The sequence below is a fragment of the Streptomyces bottropensis ATCC 25435 genome (genome assembly GCF_000383595.1).
Classification (GTDB): Bacteria; Actinomycetota; Actinomycetes; order Streptomycetales; family Streptomycetaceae; genus Streptomyces; species Streptomyces bottropensis.
In genome coordinates, this window is sequence record NZ_KB911581.1 from 4,987,660 (window position 1) to 5,010,353 (window position 22,694).

11 protein-coding genes are annotated in these 22,694 nt (G+C 71.1%); 5 read left to right on the top strand and 6 right to left on the bottom strand.

The features are described from left to right. Positions 1 to 114: 114 nt before the first annotated feature. Both STRBO_RS0122130 and STRBO_RS0122135 read right to left on the bottom strand, forming a co-directional pair. The gene (locus STRBO_RS0122130) at positions 115 to 1,092 is read right to left on the bottom strand and encodes a cyclase family protein (RefSeq protein ID WP_005473665.1); all 978 of its coding nucleotides are present in this window, start codon (positions 1,090 to 1,092) and stop codon (positions 115 to 117) included. Continuing rightward, the gene (locus STRBO_RS0122135; RefSeq protein ID WP_005473664.1) at positions 1,089 to 2,066 is read right to left on the bottom strand and encodes a fumarylacetoacetate hydrolase family protein; all 978 of its coding nucleotides are present in this window, start codon (positions 2,064 to 2,066) and stop codon (positions 1,089 to 1,091) included. The genes STRBO_RS0122130 and STRBO_RS0122135 overlap by 4 nt, the downstream gene beginning before the upstream one ends. A gap of 134 nt (positions 2,067 to 2,200) precedes the next feature. Between STRBO_RS0122135 and STRBO_RS0122140 the strand changes: the two genes are divergently transcribed. Both STRBO_RS0122140 and STRBO_RS0122145 read left to right on the top strand, forming a co-directional pair. Next, entirely contained in the window at positions 2,201 to 3,145 is a 945-nt protein-coding gene (locus tag STRBO_RS0122140; RefSeq protein ID WP_037627912.1) for a LysR family transcriptional regulator, read from the top strand. 115 nt (positions 3,146 to 3,260) lie between these two features. After that, positions 3,261 to 4,574: an MFS transporter gene (locus STRBO_RS0122145; RefSeq protein ID WP_005473661.1), complete on the top strand. Its 1,314-nt coding sequence runs from the start codon at positions 3,261 to 3,263 to the stop codon at positions 4,572 to 4,574. 198 nt (positions 4,575 to 4,772) lie between these two features. Here the strand turns inward: STRBO_RS0122145 and STRBO_RS0122150 are convergent, their stop codons facing one another. Then, on the bottom strand, positions 4,773 to 5,204 hold the full coding sequence (locus STRBO_RS0122150) for a hypothetical protein (protein WP_020114781.1): 432 nt from the start codon (positions 5,202 to 5,204) through the stop codon (positions 4,773 to 4,775). A 235-nt stretch (positions 5,205 to 5,439) separates the two neighbouring features. Between STRBO_RS0122150 and STRBO_RS0122160 the strand changes: the two genes are divergently transcribed. After that, a complete protein-coding gene (locus STRBO_RS0122160) occupies positions 5,440 to 6,561 on the top strand; it encodes a lipid II:glycine glycyltransferase FemX (protein WP_005473650.1) in 1,122 nt (373 codons plus the stop codon). A 274-nt stretch (positions 6,562 to 6,835) separates the two neighbouring features. Here the strand turns inward: STRBO_RS0122160 and STRBO_RS0122165 are convergent, their stop codons facing one another. The 3 genes from STRBO_RS0122165 to STRBO_RS0122175 are packed head-to-tail and all read right to left on the bottom strand — an operon-like array spanning position 6,836 to position 11,465. Next, a complete protein-coding gene (locus STRBO_RS0122165) occupies positions 6,836 to 9,172 on the bottom strand; it encodes a DNA/RNA non-specific endonuclease (RefSeq protein ID WP_005473648.1) in 2,337 nt (778 codons plus the stop codon). Next, entirely contained in the window at positions 9,169 to 10,629 is a 1,461-nt protein-coding gene (locus tag STRBO_RS0122170; RefSeq protein WP_237547490.1) for a PrsW family intramembrane metalloprotease, read from the bottom strand. Before STRBO_RS0122170 ends, STRBO_RS0122165 begins: the two co-directional genes overlap by 4 nt. Further along, on the bottom strand, positions 10,626 to 11,465 hold the full coding sequence (locus tag STRBO_RS0122175) for a hypothetical protein (RefSeq protein ID WP_005473644.1): 840 nt from the start codon (positions 11,463 to 11,465) through the stop codon (positions 10,626 to 10,628). The genes STRBO_RS0122170 and STRBO_RS0122175 overlap by 4 nt, the downstream gene beginning before the upstream one ends. A 387-nt stretch (positions 11,466 to 11,852) precedes the next feature. Between STRBO_RS0122175 and STRBO_RS0122180 the strand changes: the two genes are divergently transcribed. Together STRBO_RS0122180 and STRBO_RS0122185 are read left to right on the top strand one after the other, a co-directional pair. Then, positions 11,853 to 20,252, top strand: a complete 8,400-nt coding sequence (locus STRBO_RS0122180; protein WP_005473642.1) for a type I polyketide synthase — start codon at positions 11,853 to 11,855, stop codon at positions 20,250 to 20,252. 194 nt (positions 20,253 to 20,446) lie between these two features. Beyond that, the gene (locus STRBO_RS0122185; protein ID WP_005473640.1) at positions 20,447 to 22,522 is read left to right on the top strand and encodes a SpoIIE family protein phosphatase; all 2,076 of its coding nucleotides are present in this window, start codon (positions 20,447 to 20,449) and stop codon (positions 22,520 to 22,522) included. Positions 22,523 to 22,694: the final 172 nt, after the last annotated feature.

Genomic DNA, 22,694 nt, shown 5'->3' on the forward strand with positions numbered 1-22,694 from the left:
TCTCCCTGCGGTGGTGCCGCGCCGCTTCGAGCGGCAGGGGTGGTGGTACGGCCGGCTGGCTGAGGCCTGGATGGGTGTGGCTGTCGGGGCGGCCCACTCGGCCGGTACCGGGCGTTACTTGACGGCGATCGGGTTCACGGGGGAGCCGACGGCTCCGGTGATGGGCAGCGGCGCGGCGGTGAGCCAGAACTCGTACCGCCCGTCGGCCGCGCAGTGGTCGGCGAGGGCGTCGAGGTCCCACATCTCGCCGATGAGCAGACCCATGTTGGGGATGGCGACCTGGTGCAGCGGCTGGAAGGCATGGTCGAACTCGTTGGGTCGGACCTCGAAGCCCCAGGTGTCGGTGGCGATACCGGCGATCTCGCTGCGGTGCAGCCAGCCCGCGGTGGTGAAGCTCAGTCCGGGCGAGGCGCCGCCCGCGTACTCGCCCCAGCCGTCGCGCCTGGCGCGTGCCAGCCGTCCGGTGCGGACGAGGACGAGGTCGCCGCGGCCGACGGCGACGCCGTGCGCCTCGGCGGTGGCGGTCAGGTGGTGCTCGGTGATGGCGAAGCCGTCGGGCAGTTCGCCGTCCTTGCCGACGACCAGGCCCACATCGAGGAGGACGCCCCTCCCGGCCACGTACGGCGCCATGTGCTCGATGCCGGTGACGAGGTCGCCGTCGGAGGTGACGACCTTCTCGGCGGCCCGCCCGTTCCATGCCTTGCCATGGTCGAAGATGTGGCCGAGGCCGTCCCACTGGGTGGAGCACTGCAGCGGCATCGCGATCACGTCGTCGGCACCGCCGATGCCGTGCGGGAAGCCCTGGTTGCCCAGGGCGGCGTCGGTGCCGGTGTCGAGCATGGTGTGCACCGGATTCGTACGCCGCCGCCAGCCCTTCTGCGGGCCGTCCATGTCGAAGCGCTGGGAGAGCGAGAAGCTGACGCCGTCACGGACGAGCGCCGCGCCCTCGCGGCGTTTCCCGGCGTCCAGGAAGTTGAGCGTGCCGAGGACGTCGTCCTCACCCCAACGGCCCCAGTTCGAGTATGCCTTGGCAGCCGCGGCGATCGCACCCTCGGCGTCCTTCGCGTCAGGCACGGTCGTGTGGTCGATCATGATGCCTCCCGCGTGACACAGCGGGTGCGCTGGGCACCGAGTCCCGTGACAGAGCCGTCCATCACGTCGCCGTCGCGCAGCAGCCGGCCCCAGTGCATGCCGTTTCCGGCGGGGCTGCCGGTCAACACCAGGTCACCGGGCAGGAGTTGGGCGGTCTCGGAGATGTAGGAGACCATCCGCGCCACGCCGAAGATCATGTCCTTGGTGGATTCGTCCTGCATGGTCTCGCCGTTGAGCTTCAGGGTGACCCGCAGGTCGGACGGGTCGGCGATGGATTCGGACGGAACGATCCAGGGGCCGAGCGGGGTGAAGCCGGGCGCGTTCTTGCAGCGCAGCCAGTCGGTGCCGATGGCGGGCATGTCCCGGCGGAAGACGGTGGACCGGTCGGTGAGGTCGTTGGCGATGGTGTAGCCCGCGACGTGTTCCAACGCCTCCTCCGCCGTGACCCGGTGGGTGGGACGGGAGATCACCGCGGCCAGCTCCAGCTCCCAGTCGGGCTTCCTGGCCCAGGAGGGCAGTACGACGTCGTCGTACGGGCCGGTGATCGCCGTCGGCAGTCCGATGAAGACGTACGGGAGGTCCTCGGCGGCCCGCCGGTCCATGATCGCCGCGATCTCCGCGCGGGCCTCCTCGACGGTGCGCGGGTCGTCGGGTGCGCGGTGCGCGACCTCCAGGTCGATGACGTGCTGCCGGTAGTTGGCGCCGGACTGGAAGATCTGTCGGGGCGCGACGGGCGCGTGCACGTTCAGGTCGTCGAGCGAGCGCCAGTCACCGGCCGGATCGCCCGCGAGACCGTGCAGGCGCGGCAGTTCCTCGTCCCAGCGCTCCAGGAGCGCGAGGACGGTCGTACGCAGGTCCAACACCCTGCCGTCCGGGAGCACCAGTCCTGCGGACGGGGCCCGGCCCGGGGCGGAGAAGGTGCCGAGGGCGAAGGGGCCGGTGAAGAGGGGCGCCGAGGTGGCTGCGGGTTTCACGGAGATGTCCTCCCGATTGCGGTGCCACCAATCTGGCGGGTAAGTTGCGATCGGGGAAATCGATTCCTCGGATGATCCACATCCAGGTGGCGAATGCCTCGGCTCCGTTCTCCACTCCGCACCGGGGGCATCTCGTGAACCTGGCCAGCCTCGACCTCAACCTCGTCGTCGCCCTGCGCGCCCTCCTGGAGGAGCGCAACGTCACCAGAGCCGGCCGACGCATCGGCCTCAGTCAGCCCGCGATGAGCGCCGCCCTGGCACGGCTGCGCCGCCACTTCGACGACGACCTGCTCTCCCGGGTCGGCGGAGGCTACGAACTGACCGCCCTCGGCCTGGCCCTCCTCGACCGCACCGCCGCCGCCTGTGACCTGCTCGAACGTGTCTTCACCAGCCAGGCCGACTTCGACCCCGCCCACGAGGAGCATGAATTCACGCTGATCGCTTCCGACTACGCGGTGGCCGTCTTCGGCGCCGAACTCGCCCGTATGGTGCACGCCGAGGCACCAGGCATTCGGCTCCGGTTCAAGCAGGCCCCGACGGACATCACGGAGAACATCACCACGCTGCTCAGCACCGCCGACGGACTGCTGCTGCCGCACGGCATCATCAGCGACTTCCCCACCGTCGAGCTCTACCGCGACCGCTGGGTCTACCTCGTCGCCGACGACAATCCCGAGGTCGGCGAGCACCTCACCCTCGACGACCTGGCCCGCCTGCCGTGGGTGACGTACCAGCGCACGTACGACGCACCCGCCGCCCGCCAGATCGGCATGCTCGGCATCGAGCCGCGCGTCGAAGTCTCCGTCGACAATTTCCAGCTGATGCCCCTTCTGGTTGCCGGGACGCGCCGCGTCGCCCTCATCCAGGGGCGTCTCGCCGACCGGCTCGACGGCCTCGTCCCGGTACGGGTCGTGGAACCGCCCTACGACGCCGTCCCCCTCCGGGAAGCCCTGTGGTGGCACCCGGTCCACACGCACGACGCGGCGCACATGTGGCTGCGGGAGACGGCGGCACGGGTCGCGGAGACCATCCACGACAAGGATGGCCGCGATCCGGTAGATCGATCGGACAGAGGCTAGGCAGGGCCGGGTCCCTCACCCATAGTCGACCGCAGTTCCTGCGCACGCTCCTTTTCTCGGGGTGTCTGTTCCCCGGTGGCGTGCCCGCCTCTCCCTCGCCCCATGGAGTTCCCGCATGCCCCCTTCCGTGCCAGCGCCGTCGCCGTCGCCGTCGCCGTCGCCGTCGTCCCCGCCCGTGGACGCGAATCCGGTGCCGTCGCCCGGTGCGATCCTTCCGCCGTCCGGTGCCGCGCACCGACTGCGCGTCTCCCTCCTCATGGCCGGCAGCTGTCTGCCGATCCTCGGGGCCGTCCTGATCGCCCCCGTGCTGCCCAAGATGCAGGACCACTTCGCCACCGTGCCCGGCGCGGGCGCCCTGGTCCCGATGGCCCTCACCGTCCCGGCCCTGGCGCTGGGCCTGCTGGCACCCTTCGCGGGCGTCATCGTCGACCGGCTCGGCCGCAAGCGCCTGCTGATCGCCGCGACCGTCCTGTACGCCCTCTTCGGCACCGCCCCGCTGTGGCTGGAGTCGCTGGGCGCCATCGTGGCCAGCCGCGCCCTGGTCGGTGTCGCCGAGGCAGCCATCATGACCTGCTGCACCACGCTCATCGGCGACTACTACAGCGGTCGGGTACGGGACCGCTACCTCGCCCTCCAGACCATGTGCGCCTCCGCCTCCGCGACCGCCTTCTTCGTCATCGGCGGTGCCGCCGGGTCGGCCGGCTGGCGGACCCCGTTCTGGATCTACGCCGTCAGCCTGCTCATCGCCCCGCTCATGGCCATCGGGCTGCCGAAGCCGACCGCGGCCACCGGTACCGAGGCCGGGGCCGAGGCCGGGGAGAGCACGGGCACCGGGGTCGCCCCGAAGCGTCCGTTCCCCTTCCGGCAGTTGGCCGGGATCTGCGGGCTCACCGTGTTCGGGGCTCTCGTCTTCTACACCGTCCCGGTGGAGATGTCCTACCTGCTGGACGACCTCGACGTGACGGCGACCAGCGTGATCGGGCTGGCCACAGCGATCGCCAGCGCCGCCACCGTGGCCGGTGCGGTCACCTTCGCCAAGCTGCGCGGGGCCCCGGGGCCGCGGCTGCCACTCGTTTTTGCCCTGTGCGCGGCCGGGTTCGCGGTGATGTGGCTCGCCGACAGCGCGCCGCTGCTGATCGTCGGCGCCGTACTCAACTGCCTCGGCACCGGTCTCCTGCTGCCCTCCCTGCTCACCATCGCCATGTCCAAGCTGGACTTCGCCGACCGCGGCCGGGGCACCGGCCTGTGGACCGCGTCCTTCTTCATCGGCCAGTTCATCTGCCCCCTGGTGCTGATCGCGGCCAAGTCCGCCCTCGGCACCCTGGCCGCCGCCGTGGGCCTGCTCGGCCTCGCCTCGGCCGTCGTGGCGGCAGGCCTCTTCCTGACGGCCCGGCGCAGGGCCGCGGCCGTCGCATTGTTGCCCCAGTAGGCCGGGCCGCCCGCGTCGGGCGAGTCGAGGTGACGCTGTCCGAGAGGGAGGGTCCAGGCACCGGTGCAGGTGCAGGCAGTCGCGGATGCGGATGCGCTTCGGCTCGTACTACCGAGGCGTTCCGCACACCAGCTTTCGACTTCGAGGCGACCGTCCTCGTCGCGGCCGTCAACGCATGGCGGTGATCAGGACGTGTCGCTACAGCTCCTGGTCCCGGGCCAGTTCTTCCCAGCGAATGCCGCGAAGAGCATGATCAGCGTCCTCGCCCGACGGTACCTGCGGGGCGGGCTGGAACCAGGCCACGCTGAGAACGGAGTGATGCAGCACCGGATCGAGCTCAGGATCGATCGCTGTCGAGCTGAAAACGCCGATGCAAGCCACTGAGGGCAGCACCTCGACAGGGCCGAAGGGGCCGGCGGTCGCATCCGGATACTCGCGGGGAGGCGCGACAAGATGGACCGGCGCGGAGGGAAACGCGCGTTCGGCCTCCCGTTGGAGGCCACCGACCTTCCAGTCGTTGACGCGCTTGCACGGGTAGCCCTCCAGCATCCCCCCATAGGTCGAGGACATCCGCAGTTCGGTGAGCTCGATCGAGCGACCGGACGAGAGGACTATGTGGCTCAGCGACATGCCGACACCCTATGCGCTCGATGCACTTCCGATTCACTGCCGCATCACGCCCGAGAAGGGGGCGCTCGTCGACGGCGTGAAGGGGAAGCGCAACCGCACGCACCGCAGCGACCAGGATCGGTGTTCTTCCAGAGCAGTCCGCTTCTGCCGCGTATGCGACGACACCATGTGTATGAGAGACCTCGACATGACGATGCCTCAGTAGGCTGGTGCGCCGAACAAAGGAGCACGGCGCATGAGCTATCGCCTGAAGGCGATCACCCGCGAGGAACATCTGGCCTTCGTCATGGCCCGGCCCTCGGTGAGTCACATGCAGGTTCCCTCGTGGGGTGATGTGAAGCCGGACTGGCGGGCGGAGAGCCTGGGCTGGTTCGACGGGGACGACCGTCTCGTCGGGGCCGGGCTGGTGCTGCTGCGGCCGCTGCCGAAACTGAGGCGGTACCTCGCCTATCTGCCCGAGGGACCGGTCATCGACTGGGCTGCGGCAGATCTGGAGCGATGGCTCGACCCGATGCTCGCGTACTTGAAGAAGCAGAGGGCGTTCTCGGTGAAGATGGGGCCGCCCGTCGTCGCCCGCCGCTGGAGCGCCGACGCGGTCAAGGCCGCGATCGCCGACCCACAGGCCCGGCGACTGCGGGACGTCGAGGCCACCGTCCAGGAGGAAGGGGCCTTCGACATCGCGGAACGGCTGCGCCGGTCGGGCTGGCGGCAGACCGAGCCCGGTGGCGAGGACGGCTTCGCCGCGGGCCAGCCGCACTATGTGTTCCAGGTTCCCTTCGCCGGGCGGTCGCTGGAGGAAATCCAACGAGGCTTCAATCAGCAGTGGCGGCGCAACATCAAGAAGGCGGAGAAGGCCGGTGTCAAGGTCGTCCAAGGTGGTTACGAGGACCTGCCTGCCTTCTACGACATCTACGTCGAGACCGCCGAACGGGACCGGTTCATCCCGCGTCCCCTGGCCTACTTCCAGCGGATGTGGACCGCGCTGCGGGCCGAGGACGACAACCGGATGCGCCTCTACCTCGCCCATCACGACGGCGAGGTGCTCGCGGCCGCCACGATGCTGACCGTCGGCGAGCACGTCTGGTACTCCTACGGCGCCTCCACCAACCGTAAGCGCGAGGTCCAGCCGAACAACGCCATCCAGTGGCGGATGATGACCGACGCTCACGCGCTCGGAGCCAGTGTCTACGACTTCCGCGGCATCACCGACACGCTGGAAGAGGACAACCACCTGCTGGGCCTGCTCCGCTTCAAGGCCGGCGCCGGCGGCCAGGCCGTCGAATACCTCGGCGAGTGGGACTACCCCCTCAGCAGGGTCCTGCGCAAGGCCCTGGAGCTCTACATGTCCCGCCGCTGACACGACACCAGCCTCGCGGCGGACTCGCCGAATATACGGTCGACTTCAGCCGGGACGTCACCCTCCACTGGACCCGCCCCGACGGCTTCGAGCGTTGACCTAGAGGTCTCGCCCCGAGCTCCCGAGTGGCGCCGGCCGGGCAGGTGCGGAAGGGCGCCTCGATGGCCGTCTCTCGGCGCGGACGCACATCGCCGTACGCCTGCGCTGCCGCCGAGCCCCACACCACTCCATCCCCCACGGTCGATCGGCGTCCACGAGCCGACAGCGGGCGCACTCAGTGCGGGGACGCAGGAAGGTGAGGAGTGGCGGTGCCCGGGGTGGTCGAGGACTGAGGGAAGTTGACGAAGGGGCGCGGCGGCTGGCGTACGCCATTCACGACGTAGGTGGCGAGGAAGCCGCTGGGCGTGCGGGACGTGCCGAATCGTGGCAGCTCCACGGTGAGGTGGACCTCCTGGCCGTTCCTGATGCGACCGCCCAGTTCCTGCTCGAAGCGCCTCCAGTTCTCCAGGAAATTCCGCACCGGTCGTTCCGGGGTCTTCACCGCCTGGTTCAGGTTCTGCATCTCCGGAACGAGATTGATGTTCTCGCCCGGTCCACCGAACTCCGCCGCGAAGAGGTGCCCGCCATTGAATGTGACCTCCGGGAACTCCTGATTTCCCTGATGCCCGACAGCTGTCTGTGTGTCGTAGCGGGCTGCGCCCCCGTGCTTCACCGTTCCGGTGGCCAGCACCGTTCGTCCGCGGGCGTCCGTGACAAAGGTGAAGCGATCATCGACGTGGTAAACACAGTTCGGCCGTGGGGCCTGCAGTTCGGGATTGGGCACCACCCTCGTTCCTGGAGCCGCTCCCGCATGGATCTGGTGCCCGGAAGGAGTCCAGATCTCTGCGATCTCTCCCTGCATATCGGTCCGATAGACGGCCTGATAGCTCTGACCGTCGCCGTGCTCGTGCCGGGCCTGATAGTCGGTGTCGGGATCCAGAGCGCCGTGCGGTGCGAAGCTCTCCCCGAAGGCCAATACTTCGGACACCTCCTCCACCCGGCGGAGCGGATTAGCCTCGGGGCGTGGCGGTGGGCCCGGTGCCACCATGGCTCGGGCCTGTTCCAGGCCGGCCCGGCCACCGCGGGCCGCCCGGAGGAAACGTGCGGCTTCCATGGAACCCGAACCGATGCGCGGGACCTGGCCGGCGACATTGAGGAGCTCGAAACCAAGTTCGCGCGCGAGCGAGTTCACCGCGTCGTGAGACGTCGCGCCGAACATTCCCTGTCTCTCGGCCGACGGCGGGATGAGATGGGCAACTTGGGCAGCCGTCCGGACGACGTCGCTCGCGGTGCGTTGAAGATCGTGTGCACTCTTCCGTACCCGTTCGCCGGTGCCCTGTCGGATCACGTCGCTCTGCTCGGTCATCGCCCTGGTCCCCTGCGCCAGGCTTCCCGCCGCCGCTTCGAGTTCTGCGGACGGCGAGCCGACGGCGCGGTATTGCACTGCTGCCTGGGTTGCCGTGTACGCGAGTTCGTGGGCTCGGGCGGTCGCGTTGCGAGCCGCGTCGAAGGCGGGGATGCGGTCCGGTAGGTGAATCTTCGCTGCCGCGTCCGCGGCCTCCGCCAAGATGGTGTCGCGGGCGGCCGACGAGAAGGCGTCTGTTGCGCCGGCGTGTTGCTGCATCGGCTCCAGGGCTGTCGCCGCTCGTGCCTGTGCGGTGAGATGGTCGGCCAGCGCCAGGCGGTCACGCACGGCGGATGCCAGGGTGAGGGCCTCCACCGATTGCTGTGCGGCGGTGCTGAGCTGGTGGGTCACGGCACGTACGGTGGGCGGAAGGCTCGCCGCCTCAGCCGGAGCACTGCCGGTTGCGGCGGTCGCTGCGGAGCGAAGCATGACAGCGACTCGGGCGACTTCCTGGTGGTGTGCGTTTGCCTGTTGCTGGGCCCGCTCTGCCTCGGTCAGTGTGGCGCCCGCCTCGGCGAGGGCGCCTCGTGCCGACTTCAGCAGCGCTTCGGCAACCTCGGCCTGCTCACGAGCCTGGGCTGCTTCGGCCCCGGTGGGAGACATTGCCGCAGCCCGCACTGCTGCGATGTCTGGATCAGCCTCGCTCAGGGACGTCTTGGCGTTGTCCACGGCCTGGCCGGCGGAGCTCAAGGCCTGCGCCGTCCGACTGATGGGCTCCTGAAGCCGCGCGGCGACCTCCTCGGCGGCTTCGGCTGCCTCTGTGGCCCGCCCGGCCTGGCTGTGCGCGGCTGCCCGGCCAGCCAACTCCTCAAGCCTTCGACTCTGTAGGAGCGCAGGTGCGAGGGGTTCGCCGGTCGCATCCGCGCGCCCCAGCGCCGACCACAGTTCTTGGGTCTGCAGAGCATTGAGACAGTTCCGTAGATCCTCCGCGGACATGGCTCCGAGCAGGAAACTGCGTATGGCCACGACAACCGCCGCGACCCCCGCCGCCACCATGACGGCAGCCGCACCCACCGCGACTGCCGTTTCGCCGCAGCCCTCAGCGGGCGACGGGGTTCCACCTTCATAACTGATGCCGCAGGCCGTGGCGGAGTCCGGCGAGACCATCAGGAGGACCAGTGCGGTGCTGAGCACGGCCGCGTGACGAGTGATCATTCTCTTGATCATGCTCGTGCCTCCACCGATTTCCGCTCGACATCCGGGATGAGGACGGCGCCCTTCAGATCCAGAATGCGACGGCGCAGAACCTGCTCGTCGGGAGCCCACCGATCCGCCTGCCCGCGGGACCGGTGCCACAGATCGGTGGCGAGGTCGAGTTGGGCGGCGTGCAGCGCGGTGATCTTTCTGTACGCGGCGATTCCGTACCGCCGCAATACCGTGATCTTCAGCCAGAGCCGGCGGGCGGGGCTCAGCAGAACAGACGCCTCGACGTCGGTGATCGCCCCACCCCCCGACGCCGTTTCCACGGCGAGTACGTCGGCGAGTCCGGCGGCCTGCTCTCGTAGGCCGCGGCGCAGCATCATCAAGTACAGAGCGACGAACGGTCCCTGGAAGACGAGCAGCACAAGGGGCTGCAACAAGAGGGCGTCGCCGACGGGGTCCGCGTCGATGTCCTGCTTCAACCGTCCGGCCCAGCGGAAGAAGACATTGCTGGCGGCATGCGCACCCGAGGCGGCCACGAAGCCGCAGAGGACAGCGATGCGCCGCGAGCGGGCATCGTTCAGTTGTCTGGCCAGGCCAAGGCCGGCACCGAAGATCGCCGCGAACGCCGTGTGCGCGGCCATCAGACCGACGGTCTGCCGCATCCAGTACTGGAACTCGGGAGCGGCGCTCGCTGCTCCCATGTACTCGACCGTCTCAGCGAAGTTGAACCCCAGCCCGGTCGCCGCACCCAGGACGACGCCGGAGACCACGCCGTCGACGTGGCGCCGGAACAGGATGCAGACGATCGCGACCCCGGCGCCCTTCCCGAGTTCCTCGAAGACACCTGCGTGGAAGAACGCCCCCGTCATGACCTGGTGCCGGATCTCCAGAACGTTCCCCGCGTCCCCGAAGTAATAGGGCGCGTAGTCCATGTACCAGATGTTCATGCTGCTGCCGAACCCGCAGGCGACGAACACGCCCCAGGTGAACGTCGCGAGCAACAACCGGCCGGGCACGCGCCGGTAGCGCTGCATACGGTGGACGGCCCACAGGGCTGAGCCGGTGCTGGGCACGCAGACCAGCAGCGCGGTCGTGTTGTCGAGCATGGTCCATGCGGGGAAGACGCTGAAGGGGAGCAAAAGTGCGGCGAGCACGACCAGTTGTACGCCGCGGGTACGCCGTTCCCGCGTCCGGGGGGTGTTCTTGGTGACGTGCTGGAGGGCCATGGCCGCTCCGGCAAGGAGCACCACGGCCCAGCCGGCCACGACGCTCCACAGCACCACGCGCGGCAGGGTTGGAATCAGGGGCGAGAACAGTCCGATCGCCGGGTCGGAATCGTCGATCTTCGGCCGGGCGAGGTCGATGAGGAGTTCCACCCCGTAGGCGGCAGACATCAGTGCGGCGATCACGAGTGCGCTGCGCATTCTGTGGTCGCGGTCGGCGGCTCTGGGCATTGCTTCGACGGCTGGGCTCATCGTCATCGCACACCACCCGGTGCCGACGAGGCGGCTGGGGCAGCCTGCGGCAGACCCGGCAGTTCCGGGGCCCCCGGCGGCGCACTGGGCAGCGGGCTGCCGGTCGGTAGGCCGGGAAGGGTGGGAAAGCCGGGGCTGTCGGGAATCCGGACACTCTGGTCGGCGTCCGCGGTGGCTGCCACGAGCGTCGCCGTGGCGGCCATCAGGACGCCCAGCACCCCGCACACGAGCAGGGACTTCAACTGCTGCTCGGGCGCCGCGTCATGTGGGCCGGGGTCCGTGCGGGGAGTGACCGGCAGCCTGGTGGGGGGCGGGTGCGCGTCCGAGGCCGGAGGAGCGCCTGCCGCCACCGTGGCGAAGGCGCCGGCGAGGAGGTAGCCGGCGCCAGGAAGCCATGCGAACACCGTCAGATGCACATCGGAGGTCAGACCGGGCGCGATGATGCCGAACGCGCAGAGATGCAGTAGGCCGAGTCCGATGAGGAAGAGGGCGACGAACCAGCGGTAGAACCGGTACGCACGGCAGAGCAGAGCGACCACGGCGGCGAGGATCAGGGTCAGCAGCACGGCGATCACCGTCGCGTAGATCCTGGCTCGCTGTGTCTCGTACGGCTCACCGAAGGCCGCTTCGTCGAAGGCTTCCGTGATCAGGACGGTGCCCAGTACCGCAGTGGGCAGCAGCACGCCGACAGCGGCCACGAACCGGGTCCAGCGGCCCTGTACCGCCAGCGTCGTCGCGAGAACGAAGGCAATGTAGGACCACAAGGGAGCTGCGATCAGGTAGAACCCCGCGACCGGATTGATCACGCCCTCGACGTGCTGCTCCAGGCCCTTTCCTCCCAAGAACGCGCGCTCCTGAGGGGTGCCCTCCCGGAGGGTCGCCCATGGCGGAAGCACGCTGAGTATCGTGGCCAGCGACGCCCACACCGCACCGACCAGACCTGCCCACCGCGTCCCCCGAATCGACACGCGCGCAACGGTATCCACGCGATGCGTTTGTGAACAGAGTTGAACGAGTCATTGTTGTCGTGCAGGGAACCGCAACTTCGAGTGGCAGAAGGTGGGTTGCTGGACGCCCCGGACAGCGCAGCAAGGTTCGCGTGATCGTGCGCCGCGTACGCGAAGAGGAGGGGAGCGAGGCCCGAGGGGCTCAAGGGTGGAGGTCCGTACTGCTGTCGACCCACGTAGGCTCAACCTCATTGCGACACGCGGGGGTTGGGGAGGCGGGGCGTGGGGCGTGACGGGCTGATCCGGGCGTTGCCGGAGTTGTTGAGGGAGCATGCGGAGTCGGCGGGGGAGCGGGTCGCGTACTCCGATCCGTCGCGCAGCGTCAGCTATGCCGAACTGGAGCGGCGTACCCGTTCGCTGGCCGGTCATCTCACCCGGACGGGACTGCGCGCCGGTGACCGCGTCGCCATCTGTCTCGGCAACCGCGTGGAGACGGTGGAGAGTTGCCTCGCCGTCCTGCGCGCCGGGATGGTCGGTGTCCTGCTCAACCCGCGCTCCTCGGACGCCGAGCTGGCCCACTTCCTCCAGGACAGTGGCGCCGCCTTCGTCATCACGGACGTCGCGCACCTCGCACAACTGACGCGCCTGGGGCCGCCGTACGACCGCTTGGGCGTCCTGATCACGGAGTCGGGCCCGGGCCCGACTCCGGGCGGCTTACCGCTGTTCAGTAACGCCGCCGAGAGCGGCGAGAGTGGCGAGGACGCGGAGATCGACCTGCTCGGCCTCGACGATCCGGCCTGGATGCTCTACACCTCCGGCACCACGCACCGGCCCAAGGGCGTGCTGTCGACGCAGCGGACGGCGTTGTGGTCCGTGGCTGCCTGCTACGCCCCGATCTTCGGTCTCTCCCCTGACGACCGGCTGCTCTGGCCGTTGCCGCTGTTCCACAGCTTCGGCCACTCGCTGGCGATCCTGGGCGTGACGGCCGTGGGCGCGACCGCCCGAATCGCCGGTGAGCTGTCGGCGCCGGGCGGTCTGCGGCAGGAACTGCTCACGGCGCGCGAGGAGCTCGGCGGGCCCATCACCGTCCTGGCCGGCGTACCGGCGACGTACCACCGGCTCGTCGACTCCGACGGTGAGGCGCCTCACGCGCTAAGAATGTGTGTCGTGGCCGGCGCGCCGAGCGGTCCCGTACTGCGCGCGGCCGTGGAGGAGAGGCTGGGCGCGCCGCTGCTGGACGCCTACGGCAGTACCGAGACCTGCGGCATGATCGCGGTGAACCGTCCGGAAGGGCCCAGGGTGGAGGGTTCCTGCGGGCCGCCCGTACCGGGCATGGACGTGCGTGTCGTCGACCCGGGCAGCGGCGCGGACGTTTCGGACGGGGCCGAGGGCGAGGTCTGGGTACGGGGGCCGAGCCTGATGGCCGGGTACCACGGGCAGCCCGAGGCGACTGCCGCCGCGCTGCGGGACGGCTGGTACCGCACCGGCGACCTCGGCCGCCGTGTCGAGCACGGCCATCTCAGGCTCACCGGCAGGGTCAGCGAGCTGATCATCCGGGGCGGGGAGAACATCCACCCGACGGAGATCGAGCAGGCGCTCCTGCGGTGTCCCGGCGTCTCCGACGCCGTGGCCGTGGGAGTGCCGCACGAGGTGCTGGGCGAGGTGCCGGTCGCCTTCGTCGTACCGGGCCCGGACGGGGTCGACACACGGCGGGTGCTCGCCGAGTGCCGGACCTTGCTCGCCGACTACAAAGTGCCGACCAGCATCCGCGAGATCCCCGCCGTCCCGCGCACCGCCTCCGGGAAGATCGCCCGACACCAGCTGCACGATCTGCGCGAGCTGCGTGAACCGGCCGCCACCGCCCCGCCGTCGGCGACTCCGGCAACCTCGATCGCGGACCTCCCGGTCGAGGCCGAGGGCGGGCATGCGGCCCATGTTGCCCAAACCGCTCGTGCCGCCCGCCGCACCCGCACCGCCCTGCGCGAGCGACTCCGTCCTCTCCCGCGCGAGGCCCAGGAGCGCGCGCTCCGCGCGGTGGTGCTCACCGAGACCGCCGAGATCTGCCGGCACACGCCGGACGATCCGTCCGATGCGGACAGCCCGTTCGCCGATCTCGGAATGACGTCCGCCGGCGCGGTCGAACTGCTGGACCGGCTGGACACCCTCACCGGGCTCAGCCTGCCGACGACTCTGGTCTTCGACCGCCCGACGCCGACCGACGTGGCACGGTACCTGCGCGACGCGCTGTTCGGGGACGAGCCCGGGAGCCACCCCCTGCCGGACGCAACACAGGACCGGTCGTCCGAGGACGACCCCGTTGTGATCGTCGCCATGGGCTGCCGCTATCCCGGCGACGTCAACTCCCCTGATGACCTATGGGACTTGGTGGCGCGGGGCGGGGACGCCATCTCGGGGTTCCCCGCCGACCGAGGGTGGGACCTCGACGCCCTGTACGACCCCGATCCCGACCGGATCGGAACGACATACACGCGACACGGCGGATTCCTGCACCACGCCGCCGAGTTCGATGCCGGGCTGTTCGGGATCGCGCCCCGCGAGGCGCTCGCGATGGACCCTCAGCAGCGGCTGCTCCTGGAGACCTCCTGGGAGGTGTGGGAGCGGGCCGGCATCGCCCCGGCGTCGCTGCGGGAGAGCGAGACGGGGGTGTTCGTCGGTGTGATGCACGGCGACTACGCCGGCCGCTTCACCCGCCACCACGAGCTTGAGGCGCACCTGGGCCTGGGTTCGACGGGCAGCGTGGCCTCCGGCCGGATCTCGTACACCTACGGACTGCGCGGGCCCGCGATCACCATCGACACCGCCTGCTCGTCCTCACTGGTGGCACTGCACTGGGCGGCGCGGGCGCTGCGCTCGGGCGAATGCTCGCTGGCGCTGGCCGGCGGGGTCACGGTGATGTCGACGCCCAAGCCGTTCCTCGCCTTCAGCCGGCAGCGCGGGCTGTCCCCGGAGGGACGTTGCAAGTCGTTCGCGGCGCAGGCCGACGGGACGGCCTGGGGCGAGGGCGTGGGCCTCGTCCTCCTGGAGCGGTTGTCCGACGCACGCCGCCACGGCCATCCGGTCCTGGCCGTGCTCCGTGGCTCCGCCGTCAACTCCGACGGCCCCTCCAACGGGCTCACCGCGCCCCACGGCCCCGCACAGCGACGTCTGATCACGCGCGCGCTGACGGACGCGGGGCTGCGCGCCGCCGACGTGGACGCGGTGGAGGCCCACGGCACCGGCACCAGGCTGGGCGACCCCATCGAGGCGCAGGCGCTCCTGGCCACGTACGGACAGGACCGCGAGCAGCCCCTGTGGCTCGGCTCGCTCAAGTCCAACCTCGGGCACACCCAGGCGGCGGCCGGAGTCGCCGGCGTCATCAAGATGGTGCAGGCCATGCGCCGCGGGGAACTGCCGAGAACCCTGCACGCCGACTCGCCCACTCCGCACGTCGACTGGTCCTCGGGCCGAGTGCAACTGCTGACCGCCGCCCGGCCCTGGCCGGCCTCGGACCGTCCGAGGCGTGCGGGGGTTTCGGCCTTCGGGATCGGCGGGACCAACGCGCACGTGATCCTGGAGGAGGCGCCGGAGAGCGGTGACACGGCGACGCACCGGGAGGCGGCTGTGGCCCCGCCGGTTCCGTGGCTGCTCTCCGCCGCCGACGACACCGCCCTGCGCGCCCAGGCACGACGGCTCGCGGCCGACGTGGCGGACCGGCGGAGCCTGTCGCACGGCGACGTCGGTTACTCGCTGGCGGTCGGGCGGGGAGCCCTCGCGCACCGGGCGGTCGTGCCGACCGGTGACCCGGCCCGGATCGCGGACGCGCTGCACGCCCTCGCGGAGGGCCGGGACACACCGGGGGTCGTGCGAGGGGTGGCGGACTCGCAGACGCGTACGGCCTTCCTGTTCACCGGACAGGGCGCCCAGCGCCCGGGCATGGGCAGGGAACTGCGAGCCGCCTTCCCCGTCTTCGCCGAGGTTTTCGACGAGGTCTGCCGGCATCTGGACGACCGTCTCCCGCAGCCGCTCAGCACGGTGCTGTCCGCCGAGCCCGGCTCGGCGTCGGCGGCTCTGATGGACCGCACGGACTTCGCACAAGCCGGACTGTTCGCCTTCGAGGTGGCGCTGTTCCGGCTGCTGGAGTCGTGGGGCGTCGGAGCCGATCGTCTCGTCGGCCACTCCGTCGGCGAGCTGGCGGCCGCGCACGTCGCCGGTGTCCTCGATCTGGCCGATTCGGCGACCCTCGTCGCCGCTCGCGGCCGGCTGATGCAGGCGTTGCCCGAAGGCGGCGCGATGGTGGCTCTGGACGCGACCGAGGAGGAGGCGCTCGCGGCGCTGTCCACGTCCGGGCCACGCGCGGCGATCGCCTCCGCCCATGAGCCGCCCCCGGCAGCGATCGCAGCCGTCAACGGGCCCCGCTCGGTGGTGATCTCGGGCGCGGAGGATGCCGTACTCGCCGTCGCGGCCGACTTCGAGGCGCGTGGACGCAGAGCCGTACGGCTACGAGTGAGCCACGCCTTCCACTCACCCCTGGTGGAACCCATGCTCGACGAATTCCTCCACGTCGCACGGCAGTTGACTTTCCACCAGCCGCGCATTCCGATCGTCTCCACGGTGACGGGACGGCTCGCCGAGGGCGCTGACCTCTGCTCGCCCGAGTACTGGGCGCGGCACGTCCGGCAGCCCGTGCGCTTCGCCGACGCGGTGCGCCACCTCGCGGACGACGGTGTCTCCGCCTACCTGGAACTCGGTCCGGGGCCGATTCTCACCGCGGCGACAGCCGATGCTCTGGCCGACACGTTCGCCACCGCCACCGACACAGCTGACCCCACCCCCACCCCCACCTCCGGCACCGTCCTTGCCGTGGCGACCCGTGGTGGCGAACACGAACCGGAGACCCTCCTCTCCGCCGTTGCCCGACTGCATGTCGCCGGCGCCCCGGTCGACTGGGCGGCGGTGTACGCGGGCTCCGGAGCACGACGCGTCGACCTGCCGACGTACGCCTTCCAACGGCAGCGGTACTGGCTGGACGCGCCGCACCCGACGGCGGCCGACCCCCAGACGCTCCTGGGGCCGGCCTTCCCCGTACCGGACACCGAACGGACCGTGCTGAGCGGGCTGTTGTCCCTCGCCATCCACCCGTGGCTCGCGGACCATGTGATCGCCGGCAGGGTGCTCGTGCCGGCGACGGTCTTCGTGGAGATGGCCGTACGGGCGGGTGACGAGACGGGCTGCGGCGCGGTCGAGGACCTCGTGATGCTGTCACCGCTCACCCTGCCCGAATCGGCGGGGGCGCTCGTCCAGGTCGTGGTCGGTGCGCCGGACGACGCGGGCCGACGGCCGGTCGACATCTACTCCCGACCGGAGCGGTCCGCCGAGGACGCCCCCTGGGTGAGGCACGTCTCCGGGCGGCTGGGCCGGGTCGGGGTCGTGCCGGACGAGCTCACCCGATGGCCGCCGAAAGATGCCGAGGCACTCGATCTCACCGGAGCGTATGCCGCCCTCGCCGACGCCGGGCTCGCCTACGGGCCCGCCTTCCAGGGGGTCGCTGCCCTCTGGCGGCGCGACGGCGACGTCTTCGCGGAGGTCCGGCTGCCGGTGTCGCATGCCTCGGAAGCGGGCCTTTTCGGGCTCCACCCGGCACTGCTCGACGCGGCGTCGCACGCGCCGCTGCTCGCCGAGCCCACCGGCCCGAGCACGGTCCGGGTGCCGTTCGCCTGGAGCGGAGTGAGCCTCCACGCCACCGGGGCGACGGACGTGCGGGTCCGGGTGCGGAAGACAGGAACCCACACGGTCTCGCTCACCCTCGCCGACCCGGCTGGCCGACTCGTGGCGCACGTGGACTCCCTGGCCACCAGGGAACTCCCGGTCCATCAGGCGGACATGGCGGACGACCTCGCCCGAAGGGCTCTGCTGCGCCCGGACTGGATCGCTCTCGAACGCCCCGGCGACACGGGCACGGACACAGACGCCGACACCGATGAGCACATGTGGAGGGTGATCGGCCCGGACCCGCTGAACCTCACCGCATTCCTGCCGGCCGCCCCGAGCCGGGAGCCCGCCGCCCCGCAGAGCAGAGCGCGTACACCTGCCACAGCCTCTACGCCGATCACGCCGATCACGGCCATCACGGCGATCACAGCGCTCGACCGTACGGCCGACCCCGATCCGTCGGCCGCCGTGCGCGAGCTGACCAGCAGGGTGCTCCACACGCTTCAGTCCTGGCAGGACGATCCGCACTCGGCGGGCTCACGTCTGGTCGTGGTGACCAGGGATGCCACCGCGCCGACGCCGGACCTGGCGGGCGCGGCGGTCTGGGGACTGGTGCGTGCGGCCCAGTCGGAGGTGCCCGGCCGTGTGGTCGTGGTGGATGTCGACGAACGGCCCGAGTCGCTGCGGGTCCTGGCCGCGGCGGTCGCGAGCGGCGAGCCGCAACTGCGTGTGCGGGACGGCCGGGTGACGGTTCCGCGACTGGTTCCGGCCCATGATGTCGCGGCCGCGCCGAAGGCCGAGGCACCGGACTTCGGTGCCGACGGCACGGTGCTGATCACCGGCGGCACCGGTGCGCTGGGTGCGGAACTCGCCCGTCATCTGCTCACCGAACACGGCGTACGGCACCTCCTGTTGACCGGTCGCCGAGGGCCCCGGGCGCCGGGAGCCGATGAACTGCGACGCGAACTGGGGGAGCTGGGGGCACGCGTGACCGTGGTCGCCTGCGACGCGGCCGACCGGGACGCGCTGGCCGAGGTGATCAAGCACTGCGATCCGCCGCTGACCGCTGTCGTGCACGCCGCCGGGGTCCTCGACGACGGTGTGCTGGACTCGCTGACCCCCGAGCGGATGGCGACCGTGCTGCGGCCGAAGGCCGACGCGGCCTGGAATCTGCACGAACTGACCCGTGACATGCCCCTCTCGGCGTTCGTCCTGTTCTCCTCCGTCTCCGGCCTGCTGGGCCGGGCGGGCCAGGGCAACTACGCGGCCGCGAACGCGTTCCTCGACGCCCTCGCCCGCCGTCGCACGGCCGACGGCCTGCCGGCGCTCTCGCTGGGGTGGGGCCCGTGGGAGCACGCCGACGGCATGGCGGCGGGCGGGCCCCCACGGGGCGCACGCCCCGCGATGCCGGGCGACGTGTTCGTGCCGCTGACCACACAGCAGGGCCTGGCCCTGTTCGACGCCGCGCTGCGCTCGACGGAGCCGGTGCTGGCGCCGATGCTGCTCGACCGGGACGCGCTCCGTTCCGGCGCGCGACACCTGCCTCCGCCGCTCAGCGGACTCGTGCGCCACGGTCGGCCGGCCGCCGCCGCGACGCCGTCCGGCTCGCCTCCCGGCTCGGAGGAGACGCCGGAACCGGGGGCCTGGAGGAAGCCGCTGGATCGACTGCCGACGGGGGCGCGCGAGGCGGCGCTCGTACGACTGCTGCGCGCCGCCGTGGCCGCCGTACTCGGATACCCCCACGCCGGCGCGCTCCCGGCCGGCCGGACTCTCGCAGAGCTGGGTTTCGACTCCCTCACCGCCGTACAGATCCGCAACCGGCTGAGCCTGGCACTCGAACTCCAGCTGTCGGCGGCCGTGGTCTTCGAGTACCGCACGACCGAGGACCTGGCACGCCATCTCCTCGGTCTGCTGTACAGCGGATCCGCCACCCCGGGCACGAGCGCCGACGGCACGAGCACCGGAGCGGCCACCCCGGGCGCGAGCGCCGAACCGGCCGCCCTGGGTCCGACCGGCCAACCGGCAGCCCTTGAGACACCTGCCACACCGGGGACGGACCCCGAGCGGGCCGCCCCCGGGCGCGCAGGGAGCGAACGGCCCGCGTACACCCTCTCCTCACTGTTCCGGACGGTCAGCGCCTCGGGACAACCGGTGGCGGCGATGCACCTGCTCGTCACCGCGTCCTGGGCCCTGCCCACCTTCACGGCCGCCCGAGGCAGTGAGCACGCCCTGCCGCCGATCCGCCGTTCCCACGGCCGCCCGGACCCCGGTAGGCCGACCCTCGTCTACATCCCGGCCTACCACCCCTCGGTGGCGTCGGACGGCGGAGAGTTCCCTCGCTTCCACCGAGCCTTCCGGGAAGGGCCGGATGCCCTGGACGTCCTGGAGTTCCCGCACCCCGGAATCGGCGCCGGTGCCGCCGTACCGGAGGACCGCGCCGCGCTGGCCCGCACGCAGGCTGAGAACGTACTACGGCACGTCGGGGACGGTCCCTTCGTGATCGTGGGGCGCTCGGCGGGCGGCAACGCGGCACACCTGATCGCCCACCGGCTGGAGGGCATGGGCCGGGCGGCGGCCGGTCTGGTGCTGCTGGACACCTACCACATCACGCCGGACAACAGCGGCAAGGAGTGGCTGCTGTCGCTGGCCGCCCCGCCTCCGCAGGCCATCGGACGGCCCGCCGTCCCCGGCGACGACGACACCGCCCTGGCCGCCGTGGGCGCCTACAACCGGATCTTCCTCGGCTGGGACCCCGAGCCGCTGACCACCCCCACGCTCCTCGTCCGCGCGCTGCGGCCCACCCCCGCGATGGCGGCCGCGCACCAGGACGAATGGCGGACGTCGTGGCCGCCGGCCCACGACGTCGTGGACGTCCCCGGCGACCACCTGACGATGATGCGCGAGGACGCGGAGACGACCACGTCGGCGATCCGGACATGGATCGACGCGCGAACGAGGCAGCAGGAGGAGTGACGCGTCATGCCTCCCGCGCTCGGCAGGGCATCAGCGGGGAAGGCGGCTCCCGGCGGCCGCTCTACCCGCCTGGCGCCGCCCCCACCGACCAGCCATGGCGTGCGGTGCGCCGCGGGCAGAGGTATGACTGACACGTGGCCCGGCGGAACAGGCCCAGGTCCTTTCCTGCGCTGCCGCCGGAAGGAGTGTCCGGTATGCCTGAGCGAGAGAGCCGGGCCGGGAGCGGTCGGCAGGAGGACGGTGTCACCGCCGCGCCCGGCGGGCTGCTCGATCTGCTGAAGGTCGCCGCGATGGTCCTCGGCAGCGACGGGCGGATCGTGCTGTGGAGCCCGGAGGCCGAGTCACTGCTCGGCTACTCCGCGGCCGAGGCGCTGGGCCAGGACGCGGGCGCGCTGCTGGTGGCCCCGGAGAACCGGTCCCTTGCTCGCGAGCTGTTCCGGCGCGTCCGCACCGGGGCACGCTGGGCGGGAGTCTTCCCGATGCTGCACAAGCGGGGGACGACGCGCCGCGTGGAATTCCGCACCATGCAGCTGCGCGACGCAAGCGGCGACATCCACGCCCTGGGGCTCGGCATCGACGCGGACACCGTACGGAACGTGGAGCGGGATCTGGCCCTCTCCCACATTCTGATCAACCAGTCGCCGGTCGGCATCGCGGTCTTCGACCCCGACCTGCGATGGGTCCGGGTCAATCCGTCCCTGCAGCGCATCAACGGCGTTCCCGAGGAGGCCGTGCTGGGCCGCCGCGTCGCCGAGGTACTGCCGGCGCTCGACGTCCGGGCCATCGAGGCGCGGATGCGGCGGGTCCTCGACACCGGTGAGCCGTTGCTGGACCAGCAGACGATCGGCCGGACCGCCGCCGACAGCCAGGACCACGCCTACTCGGAGTCCTACCACCGGCTGGAGGACCCCAGCGGACGCGTGCTGGGCCTGGCGATGGCGATCCTCGACATCTCCGAGCGACAGCGGGCGGCCGCCGAGGTCGTACAGGCGAGGGAACGCCTGGCGGTGATCGCCGACGCCGGTGTTCGCATCGGCACCACGCTGGACCTGCGTCAGACGGCACACGAACTCGCGGACGTGACCGTTCCGCAGCTCGCCGACCTGGCGGCCGTCGACGTACTCGACTCGGTCGTCGGCCACGGCGGCACGGGCGCGGCACGGGCGGACGATCCGCCGGCCTTCCGGGCGCTGGCGCTCAAAGCAGGCCGCCCCACCACCGCCTTCGAGGCCGTGGACCCGGTCGGCGAGCCGGCGTCGTACACCTCGGCGCGGGTGATCGCCCAGTGCGTACGGGAGGGACGGCCCATCCTCCTGCGACACGTGAACGCCAAGACGCTGCGGCGGATCGCGCGGGACGCGTCCGCCGCCGACCGGCTGGGCCGGGCCGGCGTCCACTCCTACCTGGCCGCTCCTCTGGTGGCCAGGGGCGAGGTGTTGGGCACGCTCAGTCTGTACCGGACGGTCAACCACCGACCGTTCGACGACCAGGACCTCACCCTCGCGACCGAACTGGCGGCACGCGCCGCCATCTGCATCGACAACGCCCGGTTGTACGGACGTGAGCGCGCCACCGCCCTCACCCTTCAGCGCAGCATCCTCCCCGAGGAACCCCCGCGCCTCGCCGGCATGGAGGTGGCCTCCCGCTACCTGCCCGCGGTGAGCGAGGTGGGCGGGGACTGGTTCGACGTGCTGCCGCTCAAGAACGGCAAGGTCGGCCTCGTCGTCGGCGACGTCATGGGCAAAGGCGTGCACGCCGCGGCGATCATGGGGCAGCTTCGCACCGCCACCCGCGCCCTCGCCCGGCTCGACCTGCCGCCGGCGGAGCTGCTGGCCCACCTCGACGACATCGCCGCCTCGCTCGGCGACACCGACACGCTGGCCACCTGCCTCTACGTCGTCTGCGACCCCCGGAACGGCCGATGCGAGGTCGCCCGCGCCGGCCACCTCCCGCCCGTACTGGTGGACCCGGGCGGGAAGGCCGTACTCCTCGACATCGCGGCCGGAGTACCCCTTGGGGTGGGAGGGGTGCCGTTCACCGCCGCTCAGCGGGAACTCCCGGAAGGGGCACTGCTCGCCCTGTTCACCGACGGCCTCGTCGAACGCCGCACGGAACCCATCGACACCGGGCTGAACACCCTGCTCCGCCTGCTGGACGACACCCGTCTCCCTCTGGAAGAGACCTGCGACCTCCTGCTCGACACCCTGAACCGGCAACCGGACGACGACGTGGCCCTCCTCCTCGCCCGACGCGCCGGCCCGCCGAACTGAACGCCACATGCAGCAGCCAGTTCGTGTGCGGCCTCCCGGACTCAGCCGACGGGGTGGCTGACGGCCTTGAGGGAGGGGACGTACTGGTTGGTCGCCGGGTCGCTGTCCACGGTCATGGTCACGAGGTGGGGGACCGGGCCGGCCAGGGGATCAAAGCGATGAGCATCCTCCA